General features: G+C 72.2%; 14 protein-coding genes and 1 pseudogene. 3 read left to right on the top strand and 12 right to left on the bottom strand.

The genetic code is table 11. The annotated features are described in order from the left end of the window. Positions 1–90 precede the first annotated feature (90 nt). From ACIRQH_RS04780 to ACIRQH_RS04755, 6 genes and pseudogenes are all read right to left on the bottom strand, one after another. Positions 91–1404, bottom strand: coding sequence for a DUF4032 domain-containing protein (locus ACIRQH_RS04780; protein WP_388877087.1), 1314 nt, complete (start codon positions 1402–1404; stop codon positions 91–93). Between the two features lie 49 nt (positions 1405–1453). After that, positions 1454–2192, bottom strand: a pseudogene (locus ACIRQH_RS04775) (amidohydrolase family protein). A gap of 160 nt (positions 2193–2352) precedes the next feature. Further along, the gene (locus tag ACIRQH_RS04770) at positions 2353–3168 is read right to left on the bottom strand and encodes an N-formylglutamate amidohydrolase (protein ID WP_388877093.1); all 816 of its coding nucleotides are present in this window, start codon (positions 3166–3168) and stop codon (positions 2353–2355) included. Between the two features lie 126 nt (positions 3169–3294). Further along, positions 3295–3747, bottom strand: a complete 453-nt coding sequence (locus tag ACIRQH_RS04765) for a cyclic nucleotide-binding domain-containing protein (RefSeq protein ID WP_358815952.1) — start codon at positions 3745–3747, stop codon at positions 3295–3297. 215 nt (positions 3748–3962) lie between these two features. Further along, positions 3963–4766 carry a VOC family protein gene (locus tag ACIRQH_RS04760; protein ID WP_388877096.1) on the bottom strand — a complete coding sequence of 268 codons (804 nt, stop codon included), beginning with the start codon at positions 4764–4766 and terminating at the stop codon, positions 3963–3965. Between the two features lie 193 nt (positions 4767–4959). After that, positions 4960–5175 (bottom strand): DUF4177 domain-containing protein, encoded by a 216-nt coding sequence (locus ACIRQH_RS04755; protein ID WP_081220757.1) that lies wholly within the window; start codon positions 5173–5175, stop codon positions 4960–4962. Between the two features lie 169 nt (positions 5176–5344). On the opposite strand from ACIRQH_RS04755, the gene ACIRQH_RS04750 reads away from it, so the two are divergent. Continuing rightward, entirely contained in the window at positions 5345–6853 is a 1509-nt protein-coding gene (locus ACIRQH_RS04750) for an aminotransferase class V-fold PLP-dependent enzyme (RefSeq protein WP_388877099.1), read from the top strand. 135 nt (positions 6854–6988) lie between these two features. Here the strand turns inward: ACIRQH_RS04750 and ACIRQH_RS04745 are convergent, their stop codons facing one another. Beyond that, positions 6989–8698, bottom strand: a complete 1710-nt coding sequence (locus tag ACIRQH_RS04745; protein WP_404224228.1) for an ATP-binding cassette domain-containing protein — start codon at positions 8696–8698, stop codon at positions 6989–6991. 80 nt (positions 8699–8778) lie between these two features. Here ACIRQH_RS04745 and ACIRQH_RS04740 point away from each other — a divergent pair, with 80 nt between their 5' ends. Continuing rightward, on the top strand, positions 8779–9429 hold the full coding sequence (locus ACIRQH_RS04740) for a DUF6629 family protein (RefSeq protein WP_404224226.1): 651 nt from the start codon (positions 8779–8781) through the stop codon (positions 9427–9429). Between the two features lie 289 nt (positions 9430–9718). Here the strand turns inward: ACIRQH_RS04740 and ACIRQH_RS04735 are convergent, their stop codons facing one another. Continuing rightward, positions 9719–11620 carry an AMP-dependent synthetase/ligase gene (locus ACIRQH_RS04735; protein ID WP_404224224.1) on the bottom strand — a complete coding sequence of 634 codons (1902 nt, stop codon included), beginning with the start codon at positions 11618–11620 and terminating at the stop codon, positions 9719–9721. A gap of 208 nt (positions 11621–11828) precedes the next feature. Then, the gene (locus tag ACIRQH_RS04730; protein ID WP_388877112.1) at positions 11829–12341 is read right to left on the bottom strand and encodes a hypothetical protein; all 513 of its coding nucleotides are present in this window, start codon (positions 12339–12341) and stop codon (positions 11829–11831) included. Between the two features lie 181 nt (positions 12342–12522). Between ACIRQH_RS04730 and sthA the strand changes: the two genes are divergently transcribed. After that, a complete protein-coding gene (gene sthA / locus ACIRQH_RS04725) occupies positions 12523–13926 on the top strand; it encodes a Si-specific NAD(P)(+) transhydrogenase (protein WP_081220762.1) in 1404 nt (467 codons plus the stop codon). 61 nt (positions 13927–13987) lie between these two features. On the opposite strand, the gene ACIRQH_RS04720 is transcribed toward sthA, so the two are convergent. From ACIRQH_RS04720 to ACIRQH_RS04710, 3 genes are all read right to left on the bottom strand, one after another. Further along, positions 13988–15490 carry a metallophosphoesterase family protein gene (locus ACIRQH_RS04720; RefSeq protein ID WP_404224222.1) on the bottom strand — a complete coding sequence of 501 codons (1503 nt, stop codon included), beginning with the start codon at positions 15488–15490 and terminating at the stop codon, positions 13988–13990. Positions 15491–15552: 62 nt separating this feature from the next. Next, on the bottom strand, positions 15553–16572 hold the full coding sequence (locus ACIRQH_RS04715; protein ID WP_404224220.1) for an LLM class flavin-dependent oxidoreductase: 1020 nt from the start codon (positions 16570–16572) through the stop codon (positions 15553–15555). Positions 16573–16877: 305 nt separating this feature from the next. Beyond that, positions 16878–17081, bottom strand: a complete 204-nt coding sequence (locus ACIRQH_RS04710) for a hypothetical protein (RefSeq protein ID WP_358815962.1) — start codon at positions 17079–17081, stop codon at positions 16878–16880. Positions 17082–17287: the final 206 nt, after the last annotated feature.

Genomic DNA, 17287 nt, shown 5'->3' with positions numbered 1-17287 from the left:
CTCCCACCCCGAGAGGTCAGTTGCGACGCCGCCCGACGGACGCCGCGAGGCACGCCGGGCGGACACAGCCCCAATCGTATGTACGATCGGTCACCTTTGCTCAGGAACCGGGTGGGCAGGGGGCGACCCGAGGGCGTCCACCTGCGGCGACAGGGGTTCACGGACCTTCGGGAGGATGGTGCCGACATAGTCCGCGACCGCCGTGTCCAGGCCGATGTCGTGCTGGGCGCGCTCGGACAGGAACCAGCGGTGCTCGAGGATCTCGTGGTACAGCTCGGCCGGGTCCATCGATCCCCGCAGCTCGGGCGGCACGGCCCGGACCGTCGGCCGGAAGACGTCCCGGACCCAGCGGTGGGCGAGGACCTCGGGCCGGGCGGCCCCGGCAGGCCCGCCGCCCGGGCGGTGACCGGAACCGGCGGGAGGGCCGCCGGGCACGTAGTCGTCCTGGGTCGCCATCCAGCTCTCCAGGTCGTTCAGAAGCCTCCGGGCCTGGTTCTCCTCGGTGTCGAGGCCGGTCAGCCGCAGCAGCTGACGCTGGTGATGGCCGGCGTCGACGACCTTGGGCACGAAGGTGACCTGGTCGCCGCCCGAGGAGTGCGCGATCTGCATCTCGGCGACGTCGAAGCCGAGATCGTTCAGCCGGCGGATTCGCCGGTCGATGTAGTGGTACTTGCCCGCCGGATAGACGGAGGTGCGGGTCAGTTCCTCCCACAGGCCCCGGTAGCGCGCGCAGATCTCCGTGCCGAACTCGATCGGGTCCACCGAGGGGTGCAGCGCGCCGGCCGCCTCCAGGTCGAGCAGTTCCCCGCTGATGTTCACCCGGGCGAGATCGAGGTCGTACTCCCGCTGCCCGGTGCTGAGCTGGGGATGCAGGTCACCGGTCTCGGCGTCCACCAGATACGCGGCGTACGCGCCCGCGTCCCGCCGGAAGAGCGTGTTCGACAGCGAGCAGTCGCCCCAGGCGAACCCGGCCAGGTGCAGCCGCACCAGCAGGACGGCCAGCGCGTCCATCAGCCGGTGCATGGTGGCGGGCCGCATGGTCGTCTCGAACATCGACCGGTACGGCAGTGAGCCACCCAGGTGCCGGGTGATCAGCACGGGCTCCAGTGGCTCACCGGCCGCGTCGGTGCGCCCGGTGACCACGGCGAGCGGGTCGACGGCGGGGATCCTCAACCGGTCAAGGCCGAGGAGCAGTTCGTACTCGCGCACCGCGGGGCGCTCGGCCAGCTCCTTGACGGCCACCACCTCCTCGCCGGCCCGCGCGTAGCGCACCACGTGCCGGGAGATACCGCGCGGCAGCGGCACCAGATGGTGTTCGGGCCACTCCTCCAGGGGCAGCTGCCACGGCAGTTCGAGCAGGAGCGCGGGGTGCTCCGCGTTGGTGGCGCTGATCTGCAGAGCCATGAATGAGCCGCCTTCACCTCATGATCGAACGTTGATGCGGCTCCAGCATCTACGAATGACCGCCGAGGCGGAAGACGCGCCGGGCGTTGCCGGAGAGGAACAGCGCGGTGGTCTCCTCGTCCAGGTCCAGCTCGGCGAGGTGTTCCAGTGCCCGAGCGGGCGTGATCATGGGGTAGTTGGAGCCGAAGAGGACCTTGCGGCGGCCCCGGCCGCGCAGGTAGTCGACCAGTTCCGGCGGATAGGCGGCGGGTGGTGTAGGCGCTGGTGTCGATGTACACGCCCGGATGCTTGTCGGCGACCGCGATCATCTCCGTGGTCCAGGGATAGCCGATGTGCCCGCAGACGATGGTCAGTTCGGGGAAGTCGAGAGCGACCTGGTCGATGTACGGGATGGGCCGGCCGGTCTCGGAGGGGCGCATGGGCCCGGTGTGCCCGACCTGGGTGCAGAAGGGGACACCGAGTTCGACGCAGGCGGCGTACAGCGGGTAGTAGAGGCGGTCGGTGGGCGGCAGTTGCCACAGCCAGGGCACGATCCGCAGGGCCACGAAGCCGAGTTCCCCGACGGCCCGGCGCAGCTCCCGCACCGCCGCGACGGGACGGGTGAGGTCGACGCCCGCGACGCCGCGCAGCCGTCCGCCGGACCGGGCGACGAAGGCGGCGAGCTCGTCGTTGTCGGTCAGGGCGCCCTGCGGCCCGTACCAGGCCGAGGACAGGGCGATGTCGACGTCGGCCTCCGCCAGCGCGGCCAGGGTGACCTCGACCGGCAGCTCCTTGTCCAGCACCTCCATACCGGTCCAGCGCCGCAGCGACGCGAACATCTCGTGGTTGGAGTGACGGAGAGTGGGGTGCTGCATCCACGCGTCGACGACCGGCATGATCTCGTGCCCTCCCTGGACCCGCGGCTGAGCGTTCGTTCGACGCGACCCTAGAGGTGACCGTCGCCGGGGGCTACCCGCCCGCGGTGTCGACGAGCGTGGTCAGCGCAGCGACGAGACGCGCGAACCCGGGGCGCAGCCGGCCGCCCGGCTCGGTCATGTACGTGTCCCTGCGGATCTCCACCATCAGCGCCGTGACCGCCGGCTCCCGCTCGTAGTACCGCAGCGGCACGTACGCGCCCGAGAAGGGGCTGTCGATCCCGACCCCGCCCAGGCCCGCGAACGCCTTCTCCGCGAGCGCGACCAGCTCGGGCGGGGTGTGGAAGGAGTCGGTCCCCAGGCAGACCGCCGGGCGCGGTCCGTCGCCGTGCAGCTCGTAGGGCAGCCGTGCCGTCGGATAGGAGTGGATGTCGACGACCACGGCCCGCCCGGTGGCGGCGAGCCGGCCGGCTACCGCGTCGGTCATCGCCTGCGCGTACGGGTGGAAGTAACGGTCGACCAGGGGCCCTGGATCGGTGTCCGCGGGCCGCAGCGGCGCCCGGTGCGTGGTCCGGGTGTAGACGGCGCCCATCCCGGCCGCCAGCATCTCCTCCCGGTCGTCCGGGAAGCGTTCGGGGTCGACCACGAGCCGGGAGAGCCGGTTGGTGAACCGCCACGGGGTGAGCCCGGCGCCCTCGGCCACGGCCGCCGCCAGCTCGTCGGTGTGCGCGTCCGTGATGTGGTCGAGTTCGCCCTCCAGCGCCGCGTCGCCGAGGACGATGCCGGCGCGGACCGGCGTCGGGATCTCCCGGGAGGAATGCGGAATATGCAGGATCACGGGCGAGTGGACCGCGCCGGGCAGCAGCTCGAAGGAGTCGGGGGAGGCCGCGGAGTCGAGAGTGTCGTCCATACGGACTTCCTATCCCAGCCCGGCCGGTCCGTCGCGTGGAGGCCGGGCAGGTGCTCCCGTGCCGGCCCGGCCGACAGCCCCCCCCGGGGGGGGGCTCGATCGGACCGGTCGGTGCGGCGGCACTCCCTAGCTGCTGCCCCCGTGGCGCGCGTAGTGCTCGATGAGGGCCGCCCGGGTGGTCTCCAGGCGATGTGCCAGGATGGCGCCGATCGTCCGGGTCAGCGACAGCTCCAGCGTCGGGTCCTGGTCGCACAGGGCCCGCACCTCGGCGGCGTCGAACTCGTAGGCGCGGACGGGGCTGAACGCCTCCGCGCCGAAGTCCCAGGTGTGCGGGCGGAACAGCCAGGACCAGCCCAGCAGGTCACCTGGGCCGAGCTGCGCGACGGTGATGCGGCGTTCGCCGACGACCCGCTGGTACAGGGACACCGTCCCGGAGCGGACCACCCAGAAGCGGTCGGCGGTGCCGCCCGCCTCGAAGATCGGCCCGTCGGCGGGGAAGGAGACCTCGCGGGCCACCCCCATGAGCCGTTCGCGGTGTTCGGGGGAGAGGGCGGGCAGGAGCCGGAGAGCAGTGGGCATCGCGGACCTCCATCGGGCCGCCGCGAATCCGCGGGGGTCGGCGGCACCTGTCGTTCCGGTGGTATCCCGTCATCTTCCATTGGAGCCCGAACGGAGTAATCCGTCGCGTCGTGGCGGGTCCGGATTCTCGGGAGCCGGCCGGCCGCCGGGTCGGCGGCCGGCCCGTCGGTCAGGTGATACCGACGTCCAGCCCGGTCATCGGTCGCTCCGCCGGGTCACCCGGCGTCCCGGGAGGTCACGGTGAAGCGCGCTCCGTCCGGATCGGTGAGGATCGCTTCCATGGAGCCGATCCCCTGCTGGTGGGCGGTGCCGCCGTGGGCCCGGGCCGCGCGGACGCAGGCCTCGACGTCGTCCACCGCGAAGTGGACCTGCCAGTGCGGCCGGACCGTGGGGTCGGGGGCCGACCCGACCGCCCCGGAGTAGATCCGGGCCACCACGTCCTCGCCGCTGCGCAGGACGACCTCGTTGCCCTCGTAGTGCACCTCGCAGCCGCCGGAGGCCGCGGACGCCCACCGCAGGACCTCCCCGTAGAAGATGGCCGCGTCGAAGGCGTCCCGGGTGTGCAGCCGTACGTACGACGGTGCCGCCTCCCGCCAGCGCTCCCAGCCGGTCACGAGCTGGCCCTCCCAGATGCCGAAGACCGCGCCGTCGCGGTCCGCCAGCAGCGCTGCCCGGCCCGGCGACAGCGAGATCGGGCCCACGGCGGTGGTGCCACCGCGCTCCTGGCTGCGAGCCACGGTCTCGTCCGCGGAGGCCACGGCGAAGTACGGGATCCAGGCGACCGCCGTGCGGGCCACGAAGTCGACCTCCGAGACACCGGCGACCGGGATGCCGTGCGCGCGGGCGACCCGGTACCCGTCACCCATCCTGGTGCCCGAGGACCAGTGCCAGCCGAGGACCGCGGTGTAGAAGTCCTGGGCTTCCTTCAGGTCGCGTGTGGTCAGGCTGACCCAGCACGGCGCTCCGGACACCGATCTGCTGGTGACCACATCGGGGGTGAGTGTTCCATCGCTCTGCATCGAGTGACCGTCCTGACGTCTGGCCGGCAGCGGTCGCGGGGGGTGCCGGGCCCTCGTCGGGCCCCGGACGTCGGCCCAGCCGTCGGAGGCCCTCCGTGCCGGAAGGCCTCCGACGGCTCAGTAGCACCTGCGGATCCGCTGTCCCATCGGCTCCAGCATCCCCCGGCTCGGTGCTTCGCGCACGACGCGGACGTCAGCCGCGCGGCCGCTCCAGGGTGAGCAGCAGGCCCTCCACGGCGCCGGGGCCTATACGCCCCTTGACGTCGGCGGAGGTGATCGCCTTGAGCGCCCAGCCGTCCTCGGCGTGCTTGTTAAGGACCTTCTCCAGCTTGCCGCTGTCCAGCGCGTCGCCGATCAGCGACTCACGGAAGGTGACGACCTTGTACTCGTAGGTGTAGGGGTTGCTCATGGCTGCGGGGCTCTCCTGCGTGTTGGATGGCATGGCCGGGGCCCACCCAACCACCGATCGGGGGCCCGGCACAGGGACGAACCGGACCGTACGCAGAGCTTTGTTGAAACTTCATGAAGTGCCGGTCGGTGGTCCACGTGCCGGTCCGGCCGGGCGGAGGGGGACAACGATGGAAAAGGCACACGCCGAGGGCTCCATACCGGATGCGGCGGACACGTCCGTGAGCTTCGCGGAACTGCGCGCGCGGGAGTTCGGCTACCTCGACGAGGGCGGCCACACCTACCTCGACCACACGGGCGCGGGGCTGCCGCCGCGCTCCCTCGTCACGGGCAGCGCGGAGCGCATCACCGGCGGGCTGTTCGGCAACCCGCACTCCGAGAGCCCGGCCTCCCGCGCCTCGGGCCTCCTGCTCTCGGAGGCACGCCGGGCCGTCCTGCGCCACTTCGACGCCGACCCCGCCGAGTACGCGGTGATCTTCACCCCCAACGCGACGGGCGCCCTGCGCCTGGTCGGCGAGGCGTACCCGTTCACCCGCGGCGGCCGCCTGGTCATGTCGCTCGACAACCACAACTCCGTCAACGGACTGCGCGAGTACGCGCGGGTGCGCGGCGCCACGACGGCCTACGTGCCGGTGAGCGGAAGCGGCCTCCAGATGGACCAGGAGCTGCTGCGCGCCGCCCTGTCCGCACCGGGCCGCGGTGTCCTGCCGCACACCGGCGGCGGCCTGTTACGCCGGCGCCTCGGCCTGCGCCGCGGGACGAGCGGCGCCGCCGCCCGACGGGGACTGCTGGCCTACCCGGCCCAGAGCAACTTCACCGGCGTCCAGCACTCCCTGGAGTGGATCGAGCGCGCGCAGGGCGAGGGGTACGACGTCCTGCTCGACGCGGCCGCCTTCGTGCCCGCCAACCGCCTCGACCTATCCACGTTCCACCCGGACTTCACCGTGGTCAGCTGGTACAAGGTGTTCGGGCACCCGACAGGGATCGGCAGCCTGATAGCGCGCCGCGAAGCCCTCTCCCGGCTTCGCCGGCCCTGGTTCTCGGGCGGCACCGTCCACGCGGTCAGCGCCCTGGCGCAGTGGCACGTCCTCGCGGACGACGAGGCGGCCTTCGAGGACGGCACGGTCAACTTCCTCTCCGTGCCCGACGTGACGGCGGGACTGCGCTGGATCGCGGACGTCGGAGTGGACCGGGTGCACGCCCACGTCACCGCCCTGACCGGCCGGCTCCTCGCCGGACTGCGCGCGTTGCGGCACAGCGACGGCTCCCCGATGGTCCGGGTGTACGGCCCCGACGACACCGCCGGTGTGAGCCGCGGCGGCACGGTCGCGCTGAACCTGCTCGCCGCGGACGGCGCCGTCATCGACGAGCGTGTCGTCACCCGGGACAGCGCGGCGCGGGGCATCTCCCTGCGCACCGGCTGCTTCTGCAACCCCGGGGCCGGCGAGGCGGCGTTCGCCCTGCCGCTCCGCCGGCTCCGCTCGGCGGCACGCGGGCGACCCCGCTCCCTGGAGGAGTATTTGGATCTCCTGCGACTCCCCTCAGCGGGAGCCGTCCGCGTCTCGGTCGGGGTGTCGTCCCAGCCCGCCGACATCGCGACCTTCCTGACGTTCGTCACGGAGACCTACCGCGACCGCGTGCCGGGGATCACGGGCCTGGCGGCGCGGGTGGGGTGCTGATTCCGGAGCCCTGCCGACGCGGCCGGAGCCGGGGCGAGGAGAGGACAACCCCGCCCCGAACCGGGCCCGTTGGCGGATTCGGCAGGCATCCCAGGTGGCCGGGTGCCCGCGGCCGGACGCGGCCCGGGGCGGCGTTCACCGGCCGTCCCGGCTGCGGACCGCTCCCTCGCGGCATCTGCGGACCAGTACCACCCACGTCAGCGTCATGAACAGCAGCGCGAAGCCGGCCAGGATCAGCCAGCCTCGGGTCGCCGGATGGCCGAACGAGTCCCCGTAGGAGGCCAGCAGCGGAGGCCCGAGCGGCGAGTCGCCGGTGCGCCAGAGCCGCTCCAGCCCCACCCCGCCGCCCAGCGCCTCGAACGCCCACCGGTTCGTCATCGCCCAGCTGACGGCCTGCCCGGCACCGGTCATCCGGGGGACCGGCACGAACGCCCCCGAGAACAGCACCTGGGGAAAACACAGCAGGGGCAGCATGAGCGTCGCCTGGCCCGGCTCCGACACCGCCGCCGAGGCGAGAAGCCCGAGCGCCAGAGCGGCGGCCGAGGCCAGCACACTCGTCACGAACAGCGAGCCGTAGGTGTCCCAGCCCGCCGGCGGCAGCCGGTCCAGGGCGCGCAGCACGACCAGCAGCAGCGCGTCCGCGACCGCGAGCACGGGCAGTGTGGTGGTCAGCTTCGAGGCGATGTACGGGCCGATCCGCAGCCCCGCCAGCCATTCCCGGCGCAGCACGGGCAGTTCGGCACAGATCTGGAGCAGGCCGTAGGTCAGCCCGAAGAAGAAGGCCCCGAACGCGATCCAGAACATGATCATCGCGGTCGAGCCCGGATCGGGTGACGCCGGATCGAAGGCACCGGCCCGGAACAGCACCGCGAACATCGCCACGATCATCACCGGCGAACCCGCCAGCACGGCGACCGACAGCCTGCTGTGCAGCATCAGCGCGGTTCCCCGCCGGGTCAGCAGCGCCCACTGCCGCAGGGCGCCGACGCGACTGCCTCGTACGGGAGTTGAGGCAGGCTCGGCGCGCGACGTCTCCTCCGGGGTGGTGTCCTCGACGCGCCCGCCGTCGGCCACCGCCTCGTACACCTCCTCGACCGTGCCGACCCCGAACGCGTCGCGCAGAGCGGCCGGTTCACCCGCGTACGCGACCTGTCCGCCCGGCGCGAGGAACACGACCTGGTCGCAGCGGAGCAGGTCGGCGAGGACGTGCGTGGTCAGCACGACGGTGGTGCCGTCCTCGGCGAGTGCGCGCAGGGTCCGCAGCAGTGCCGCTGCGGTGACCGGGTCGAGTCCTGAGGTCGGCTCGTCGAGGAAGAGGACCCGCGGCCGGGTGAGCAACTCGACGGCGATGGAGGCCCGTTTGCGCTCGCCGCCGCTCAGCGCGCGCACCGGTGTCGCCGCCCGGTGGGTCAGCCCCAGCGTCTCCAGGACCCGGTCCACGTCCGCGGCGACAGCCTCGGCAGATGTGCCCGGAGGCATCCGCAGCCCTGCCGCGTACCGGAGCGTGCGGCGCAGCGGCAGCTCGCGGTGGATGATGTCCTCCTGCGGCACGAAGCCGAACTCCGGTCCGGGCGTCCCGGGCCGGGCACCGTCGTGCAGGACCTCGCCCGCGGCGGCCGGACGCAGCCCCGCGAGCGTCTGGAGCAGGACCGTCTTGCCCGCGCCGCTGCTTCCGGCGATCACGGTCAGCCGCCCCGGCGCCACGTCGAACGACACGTCGCGCAGCACGCGCCCGGCGCCGCGCACCTCCTGGGAGATGCGGCGGGCCCGTACCCGAAGACCGTCGACCGGCGGGGCAGGTCCGTCCTCGGCGACGGGCGGACTCGGCTGCGTGGGTGTCGGCATGGAGGCAGCATGCCAGGAGGGAGCCGGGTTAGCGTGAGCCCTGGACGGGATCATGCGACGGCGGACCGGGGATGGCGGCGATGTGCTGGAGTGCGACGGCCGATCTGGTGGCCGGTGCCGGGATCGCCGCGGTCGGCGCGGCCTGTGTGGCCCGCGTGCGCAGGAGGGCGGACCTTCCGCTCGCCGCACTGCCGTTGCTGCTCGGAGCGCACCAGATCGTCGAGTCCCGGGTCTGGGACGCGGGCGGCGGTACGGGTCCGGCCACCGTCGTCTGGGCCGTGATCGCCCTGCCCCTGCTGGCGCTGTGGCTGCCGGTGGGTGTGCTGTGCGCGGCCCCGCCCCGGGCCCGGCGCCGTCTCCTGCTGCCGCTCGCCTCCGGCATCGCGACCGCGGCCGCGCTCACGTACGCCCTCGTCGCCCACCCCGTGACGGCCGAGATCCGCGGCCACACCATGGGGTACGCCGTCCGCCTGGGCCGGCCCGAACTCGTCATCGCCGGCTATCTGTTCGCCACCGTGGGCGCGTTGCTGCTCTCCGGTGACCGCGGCCTGCTGCTGATCGGCGTCCTGATGGGAGGGGGCGCGGTGGTCTGCTGGACCCTGTGGGAGCTGGAGTTCGTCTCCACGTGGTGCGCGTTCGCGGCGGTCGGCTCGGTGGCCCTGCTCGCCTGGGTCGTCTCCCGTCCGACCGCCGACCGGCCCGCGGCGGTGCATACCGGCACGGGCGGTTGACGCCGGCGGGCGTGGGCGTCGTGCGGCATGATGGAGTCGGCCCGGGCCCGCCCGCGTGCCTGTCGACCGGTTCCGTCGGGGGCGGCGGGTCTATTCCCGGTCATGGTGGTGGAGTCGGTACCAGGACCGGTGGTCCTGCGCACAGGAGGGATCTGGTTGTACCCCGGGCCCCGGCGCACAGTGGACGCATGAACCGCACGCAACAGCCGGCGACCAGGAGCCGTGTCACGCCACTGAAGTCTCTCCTGGGAGGCACGTACACCCCGGGCCGCACCATGGCCCGCCCCTTTCACCGGAAGACGTCGTCCGACTCCTCCCAGATCGACGGCTCGGTGAGCGCGGACTCCCGCGGGATCCGCGACGACGTCTGATACATCGCCTCGATCTCGGCCGCGTACCGCTGGGCGATCGCGTCCCGGCGGAGCTTCAGCGAGGGCGTCAGCAGTCCGTTGGCCAGGTCGAACGGCTCGGCCAGGACACGGAAGACGCGGATGGCCTCGGCGCGGGACACCGAGCTGTTGGCCCCGGCGACCGCCCGTCTGACCTCCTCGCGCAGCTCGTTCTCCTCCCGCGCGTCCCTGGCGGTCGCGTCCCTGTTGGCGCGGGAGGCCCGCCAGTGCGTCACGAACTCCGGGTCCAGCGTGATGAGGGCGCCCACACAGGGCCGGTTGTCGCCCACGACGGCGGCCTGGTGGATCAGCGGGTGGGCGCGCAGCCGCTCCTCCAGGGCGGCGGGAGCAACGCTCTTCCCCCCACTGGTGATGATGATGTCCTTCTTGCGGCCGGTGATGGTCACATAGCCCTCGGTGTCGATCCGGCCGACGTCCCCGGTCGCCAGCCAGCCGCTCCGGAACGCCGCCCGCGTCGCCTCGGCGTCGTTGACGTAGCCCTGGAACACGGAGGGCCCCCACACCAGGATCTCGCCGTCGTCGTCCACCCGGATCTGGGTGCCCGGATGCGCGCGCCCGACCGTGCCGAACTTCTCCCGCCCGACCGGCTGGGCGGTGATCCCGCCGCTGGTCTCGGTGAGTCCGTACCCGTCGTGCACGAGGATGCCGATTCCGGCGAAGAACAGGGCGAGTTCACGATTGAGGGGCGAGCCGCCCGACACCGCGCCGCACACCCGGCCGCCGAGCGCGCCGCGCAGCCGCCGGTAGACCGTCCTCTCGTAGAGCGAGTGCTGGAGCTTCAGATCGAGGCCGGGGCCGGGACCGGTGCCCAGCCGCAGGCGTTCCTCGGCCAGGGCGAAATCCTGCGCCGTGCGTGCGGCCCGCTCGAACAGCGCCCCGCGGCCCGCCCGTTGGGACGCGCGCAGGAAGTTCTTGTAGATCTTCTCGAAGACGAACGGGACGGCGTACAGATAGGTCGGCCGGAAGGAGAGCATGGCCTCGGACAGGGACTCCTCCCGCAGATCGGGCTCGTGCCCCATCAGGATGCCGCCACGCAGACAGACGCCCTGGACCATCAGGCCGTACGCGTGCGAGAAGGGCAGGAAGGCGAGGACGGCCGGCTGCTCTCCGGGGGGTGCCGCGGTGTGTCGCCAGCCTTCGAGAACGGTGTCGCAGGGACTGGCCAGGCCGCGGTGGGTGAGGGCGCAGCCCTTGGGCTGTCCGGTCGTGCCGGAGGTGTAGGCGACGACCGCGGTGGAGTCGGGCAGCACGATCCTGCGCAGGGAGTCGACGGCCGTCAGCGGGATCGCCCGTCCGCGCTCCGCGAGCTGGTCCAGTGCTCCGGCGTCGAACTGCCAGACGTGGCGCAGGAAGGGCAGCGCCGCACACGCGGAGCCGACGGTCATGACTCCCTCTTCGTCCTCGACCACCACGCCGACGCAGTGCGCGTCCTGCAGGATCCACGCGACCTGGTCGTGCGAGGACGTCGGGTAGACCGGCACGATCTCCGCGCCCACCGCCCACAGGGCGTAGCCGAAGACCGTCCACTCGTAGCGGGTGCGCGACATGATGGCCACCCGGTCCCCGGGCCGGATGCCGGAGCGCACGAACCCCCGTGCCACGTCGACGACTTCGTCCCACAGTTCGGCGGCCGTCACCTGTGTCCAGGCGGTCGAGCGGCCGTCGGGCCGGCGGGCCAGCTGCGGAAGGTCAGGGGTGTCCCGCGCCGCGGCGTAGAGGCTGTCGGCGAGTCCCCCTTGCATGCGTGCGGCCGGCGCTGGAGAAAGGTGGGGCTGGTGCATTCGCCGCTCCGGGATTCTCCTCGACAGGGCCTCACCCCCGGAGGCGCCGATGTCGAGGGTTCCCGAATGTAGCCCACACGGGCGACGGCCGGGCCCTGTTCCGGCAGCCGTGCCACGGGCACCCGGAATTCGTTCTCCGCACGGCCTCTTTTCGGCGAAGGGCGGCCGGAGAAGGCCTTGCGCACCGGCGGGTTCGGACGGCCGGAGTTCACGACGTCGCGGGACCGGTCCCGCGTTCGGCCCTTCGGCGGACGGACGCCAGCAGGCGCCGGGTCGCCCACGCGTGACCGCCCGTTCCCACGACGAGCCGGCGGTAGAGGCCGCCCGCGGCGCCGGGGAACGCGGCCCGGGTCTGCGCCGTCAGCGCGGAACGGCCTCCGCCGGTGGGCTCGACGCGGAAGACCAGGGCGTAGGACGAGAACCGATGACCGCCTTCGAGGACGAGTTCGCGCTCCGGGAGCGCCGAGGTCACGTGGAAGCCGGGGAGCGCGGAGCCCGCCGCGAGGGGGCGTGGGCCCGTTGCCGTGCGGTCGGTACAGCCCACCAGCCGCGCGTACCCGGTGGCGCCGGGGCGCGCGCCGGACCGGTCGAGGACCTCGCCCAGCGCCCGCCAGACGACGTCGGGGGCCGCCGCGACGACGGTCGTGTGGTCGTCGACGTACGGCAACGCGTTCCTCGGCATCCAGGCCTCCACGAGCGGGTCCAGGTCGTCACCGGCCATGATGGCGCGCCCGGGGCGGGCGTGCCCGGTACGGCGTCGTGGGCGGGGCGGAGCCGGGAGCGACCCGAGTGATCGGTGGCGTCCCCGGAGAACCCCCGAGGCCGCCCCGGTGTCCGTGTTCCGTTGAACTATCCTCCGTTCGCCCTTTCGAGGAGAGGCCTCCGACTGACAGACTCCGGAGGTGCCAGACTTCGACATGCTCGTCATCGGATCCGGCCCGGGCGGCCAGAAGGCTGCCATCGCCGCAGCCAAGCTCGGCCGTCGGGTCGCTGTCATCGACCGCCCCGACATGGTCGGCGGGGTCTCCATCCACACCGGAACCATCCCCTCCAAGACGCTGCGTGAGGCGGTCCTCTACCTCAGCGGCCTCAGCCAGCGGGATCTGTACGGCCAGAGTTACCGGCTCAAGGAGGACATCACCGTCGCCGACCTGACCGCGCGCACCGAGCACGTGGTCAGCCGTGAGGTCGACGTCATCCGCAGCCAGCTCTCCCGCAACCACGTCGCCCTCTTCGCCGGCACCGGCCGCTTCGTGGACGACCACACCGTCGCCCTGGTCGAAGTGAACGGCAACGAGAGGCTGTTGAGCGCCGACCACATCGTCATCGCCACGGGCACGCGGCCGGCGCGGCCCGACACCGTCGAGTTCGACGGGCGGACGATCATGGACTCGGACAACGTGCTGAACCTGGAGCAGGTACCGCGCTCCATGGTCATCGTCGGAGCCGGTGTGATCGGCATGGAGTACGCCTCCATGTTCGCAGCCCTCGGATCCAAGGTCACGGTCGTCGAGAAGCGCTCGGGGATGCTCGACTTCTGCGACGTCGAGGTGATCGAGTCGCTCAAGTACCACCTGCGGGATCTCGCCGTCACCTTCCGGTTCGGTGAGACCGTCGCCGCCGTCGAACGGCACGCCCGGGGCACGCTCACGGTCCTGGAGAGCGGCAAGAAGATACCCGCCGACGCCGTGATGTACTCGGCCGGCAGGCAGGGCCTCACCGACGAACTCGACCTGGACAAGGCGGGGTTGTCCGCGGACCGGCGCGGCAGGATCACCGTCGACGAGCACTACCGCACCGAGGTTCCGCACATCTACGCCGTCGGCGACGTCATCGGCTTCCCGGCGCTCGCCGCGACCTCGATGGAGCAGGGCCGTACGGCGGCCTACCACGCCTGTGGTGAGCCGGTGAACCGGATGCACGACCTCCAGCCGATCGGCATCTACACCATTCCGGAGATCAGCTTCATCGGGAAGACGGAGGACCAGCTCACCGAGGACTGCGTGCCCTTCGAGGTGGGCGTGTCCCGGTACCGGGAACTGGCCCGCGGACAGATCATCGGCGACTCGCACGGCATGCTGAAGCTGCTGGTCTCGCCCGACGACCGCAAGCTGCTGGGTGTCCACTGCTTCGGCACCGGAGCGACCGAACTGATCCACATCGGCCAGTCCGTGATGGGCTGCGGCGGCACGGTCGACTACCTGGTCGACGCGGTGTTCAACTACCCGACCCTCGCCGAGTCCTACAAGGTCGCCGCACTCGACGCGACCAACAAGATCCGCCAGATCGACCGCCTCCGGGACTGATCGCACCCGGGGCGGAACGGGTCCGGCCGCGTGACGGCCGGACCCGCGCGGCGCGGCGATGTCAGCGCAGCGGGATGGTCACCTCGTCCTCGACGGGCGGATCGATCTCGTGGTCGAGGGTGCCGGTCGCCGAGTGGCAGCGCAGATGCACCGAGGACGGCGTGACGTCCAGCCGCAGGAAGCACTTGAAGAACGGCGGGCTGTACGTCGCCGAGCCGGGCGAGAAGAGCTGCGTGTACGTCTTGCGGACCGGGAGCCGGAAGTGCGAGTTCCGGTCTCGGCGTCGGCCGGCGCCGAGCAGACTGGCGACGAGGCGGATGCGCCGGGTGACGCGAACGGGCTCTCCCTGCGTGCGGGTCGGAGGGATGCCGAGCCGCTCGGCGATCACCGCCGTGGCCTCGGCCTCGGTGAGCGTGAAGAAACGGGGCATCCGCAGCCGGCGTCCGTACAGCCTGCTGTAGAACGCGAGGGAGTCGCCGCGCAGCGGGTAGCAGCGGAACTCCTCCTCGGTGACGTCGGCGACGGAGACCCGGGGGACCGTGTGCGTGGCGTGCATGAACGCCCCACCGCCACCGGCGACGACGTACTGGATCGTGCGCCCGCCGTCCACCCGTACCGGATAGCGCTGGTAGTTGTGGATGTCGCCGCCGATCGCGGCGACGTAGTGGTGCTCCGGGTCGCGCACGATGGCGTCGACCGTGCCGCCGCCCTCGATGGCGCACGGGTGGTGTTCGCCGTCCACGTACAGCGGGGACCCGGTCACCAGGATCTTGGGCCGGTCGCCCCGCGACACCTCGCGCAGCCAGCGCCCCTGCTCCGCGTCGATGGTCCCCAGCAGGCCCGTGTCGATGCCGATGATGCGCACCGGTCCGGCGTCGATGGCCCAGTACGGGCCCGGCTGGACGGCGCGTTGGGGCGGTTCCGCACGCAACGCCTGCGCCTCGAGAAGGCGTTGCTCGTCGGCCGCGCCCGCCGAATGCCAGAGCAGCGACCTGAACCAGGCCCGGCTCGGCGGGCGTGGCCGGGCCTCCGGCGCCAGTGGCGGTGCGTCGCAGAAGACGCGCATGAAGCCCTGCAGGTCCTCGTACCAGTCGTGGTTGCCCGGTATCGCGTAGATGGGTGCCGGGTAGTCCCGGTAGGGGCGGAAGAACTTCGTACCGTAGTCCTCGGTGCTGCCCACCGGGTAGATCACGTCACTGGCGAGGACGGCGAAGTCCGTCCCCTGACTGGCCCTCAGGAAGCCCGGGACGACCGCGTATTGGGGATCGTCACCTTCGCCGGTGTCGCCGATGACCATGAACGAGAAGTGGTCGGAATCCGTACGGCGGACGATCGCGTCGGCGGGCGCGCCCGCGGCCACGCGCTGCTCCACCCAGCGCCGCCGGGTCCGGCCCGTCGGATCCCCGAACCACGAGGCCAGCACGCCGTTGCGGGCGGGCCACAGCGTCCTCGGGTCCAGCCAGGAGAGCTTCTCCACCCGGGCGGGCATCAGCCCTTTGTACGTCCCGAGTTGAGCGTTCCCCCAGCCTGCGCCTTCTGCCGTGTCGCGTGAAGAGTGAGCCACGGGTGCACGGTAACAACCGATCTTCCGCGCACCCGGAGCAGGGGTCGCCGTCCGCGCCGGGTTCAGGCCGCCGGACGCCAGCCGAGCGCGGGTCCGAGCTTCGTGGCGATGTCGGTGAGGATCTGCACGTAGTCCTCGTGGGCGAAGGTGAACGGCAGCGCGAACGCGACCTCGTCGATCTCCTGGAACGCGACGTGGGCGTAGAGCTGTTCGGCGATCTGCTCGGACGTCCCGACGAGGTCCGGCGCGAACATCATGCGGGCCGGACCCTGCGGCGCCGTCGTGCGCGGCAGCCGCTTGCGGGCGTACTCCTCGTACGTCGCCCGTTGCGCCGGTGTGGCGCCGTCCGTCGGGATCACGACGAGGCCCTGGGAGACACGGGCGCGCTCGCCGTCCGGATGGGCGGAGCGGAACGCCCGGACGTGGCTGAGCTGGACCTCGGCGAAGTTCTCGGACTCCTCGGCCTTCACGACGCTGCTCGTCAGGAAGTTCATGCCGTGTTCGCCCGCCCACCGCGCGGACCGCAGGCTGCCTCCGCCGTACCACATCCGGCCGCCCAGGCCGGGGGAGTGCGGCTGCACGCGGTCGGAGAACACCTCGAAGCCCTCCACCCCGCTGAAGTCGGTGGCCGGCTTGCCCCGCACGAAGTCCAGCAGCCGCTCCACCCGCGCGTAGCCGAAGTCCTCGGACTCGGCGGTGTCGGGGTGGAGTGCGTGCTTCACCTGCTCGTAGTGCATGGGCGGACCGACGCTGACGCCCGGGTTCAGACGGCCCCCGGACAGCACGTCCACGGTCGCCAGATCCTCGGCCAGCCGCAGCGGATTCTCCCAGCCCACCGGGGTGACAGCCGTCCCCAGCTCGATACGGCGGGTGCGCTGCGACGCGGCGGCCAGAACGGCGACGGGCGAGGAGATGCCGTACTGGAGGTGGCGGTGCCGCAGCCAGGCGCTGTCGAAGCCGAGCCGTTCGCCCAGTTCGATGATCTCCAGTGTCGACTCGTGGCCCTGTCCGGGATCGTTCCCGTCGAACAGCCCGATGGTCAGGAAGCCCAGCTTCCGCAAGGGACGTGAGGGCAGGGGCACGGGCTCCTCCAACGGTCGCGGCACGGTCTGCCGAACACCAGCGCTACCGCCGATTGTCGCAGGCGATCACCGCGGACCGTGCGGAGGACCGGGCAGCTGACGGCGCCACGGCACGGACGACGGGTGACCGTCCGGCACGGGACTTGTCGAAGGGACTGCGCGAGACCGGTCGCGCATGGCACGGTGGACGCAGGGTCTGGCCCGTCACTCCCCCCGTGGTGACGGGCCAGACCTCTGCGCCGGCCCGCTTCACCCCGTGGCAGGGACGAGGTGGGCCGGTTCCGGGCGGCGTGGGCTGTGCGCCGCTACTGGTAGCAGGGGTTCCCGCACAACGGGGTGGCCCCGCCGGTCCCGTCGACGGTGGCCGCCGGCCGGTCGCCCTGCGGCGCGACGGCGGGAACCCGGCTGGTCTCCCACGGCATCGGGACCGCGACGGCCCGCGGGCCGACGGCGGTGAAGGCGGCCGCGGCGACGAACACCGCGGCGATCCCACGCTTGCGCACACGCATACCGATCTCCTCCGGACACGGGTCGGGCGTCCCTCGGCGCCGTTCGCCTCGGGTGGGCCGCCCGGCTCCGGTTCCTTGATGGCATACGACTCCGCCCGGACGCCACACGATTCGACGGTGCTCGAAACGTCTCCACAGCGCAGTGCGCGACGGGGCCCGGGCGTGCGGCCGTGGGCGTCGTCACACGTGACAGGTGACCTGAACAA

The sequence above is a fragment of the Streptomyces sp. NPDC102279 genome (genome assembly GCF_044766365.1).
GTDB lineage: Bacteria > Actinomycetota > Actinomycetes > Streptomycetales > Streptomycetaceae > Streptomyces.
This window is presented reverse-complemented; position numbering and strand designations above follow the sequence as displayed.

What these genes read in the sequence shown, in the direction of transcription:
- ACIRQH_RS04780 (WP_388877087.1), bottom strand. Translation starts at nt 1,404, where the DNA reads ATGGCTCTGCAGATCAGCGCCACCAACGCGGAGCACCCCGCGCTCCTG.
- ACIRQH_RS04770 (WP_388877093.1), bottom strand. Translation starts at nt 3,168, where the DNA reads ATGGACGACACTCTCGACTCCGCGGCCTCCCCCGACTCCTTCGAGCTG.
- ACIRQH_RS04765 (WP_358815952.1), bottom strand. Translation starts at nt 3,747, where the DNA reads ATGCCCACTGCTCTCCGGCTCCTGCCCGCCCTCTCCCCCGAACACCGC.
- ACIRQH_RS04760 (WP_388877096.1), bottom strand. Translation starts at nt 4,766, where the DNA reads ATGCAGAGCGATGGAACACTCACCCCCGATGTGGTCACCAGCAGATCG.
- ACIRQH_RS04755 (WP_081220757.1), bottom strand. Translation starts at nt 5,175, where the DNA reads ATGAGCAACCCCTACACCTACGAGTACAAGGTCGTCACCTTCCGTGAG.
- ACIRQH_RS04750 (WP_388877099.1), top strand. Translation starts at nt 5,345, where the DNA reads ATGGAAAAGGCACACGCCGAGGGCTCCATACCGGATGCGGCGGACACG.
- ACIRQH_RS04745 (WP_404224228.1), bottom strand. Translation starts at nt 8,698, where the DNA reads ATGCCGACACCCACGCAGCCGAGTCCGCCCGTCGCCGAGGACGGACCT.
- ACIRQH_RS04740 (WP_404224226.1), top strand. Translation starts at nt 8,779, where the DNA reads ATGTGCTGGAGTGCGACGGCCGATCTGGTGGCCGGTGCCGGGATCGCC.
- ACIRQH_RS04735 (WP_404224224.1), bottom strand. Translation starts at nt 11,620, where the DNA reads ATGCACCAGCCCCACCTTTCTCCAGCGCCGGCCGCACGCATGCAAGGG.
- ACIRQH_RS04730 (WP_388877112.1), bottom strand. Translation starts at nt 12,341, where the DNA reads ATGGCCGGTGACGACCTGGACCCGCTCGTGGAGGCCTGGATGCCGAGG.
- ACIRQH_RS04710 (WP_358815962.1), bottom strand. Translation starts at nt 17,081, where the DNA reads ATGCGTGTGCGCAAGCGTGGGATCGCCGCGGTGTTCGTCGCCGCGGCC.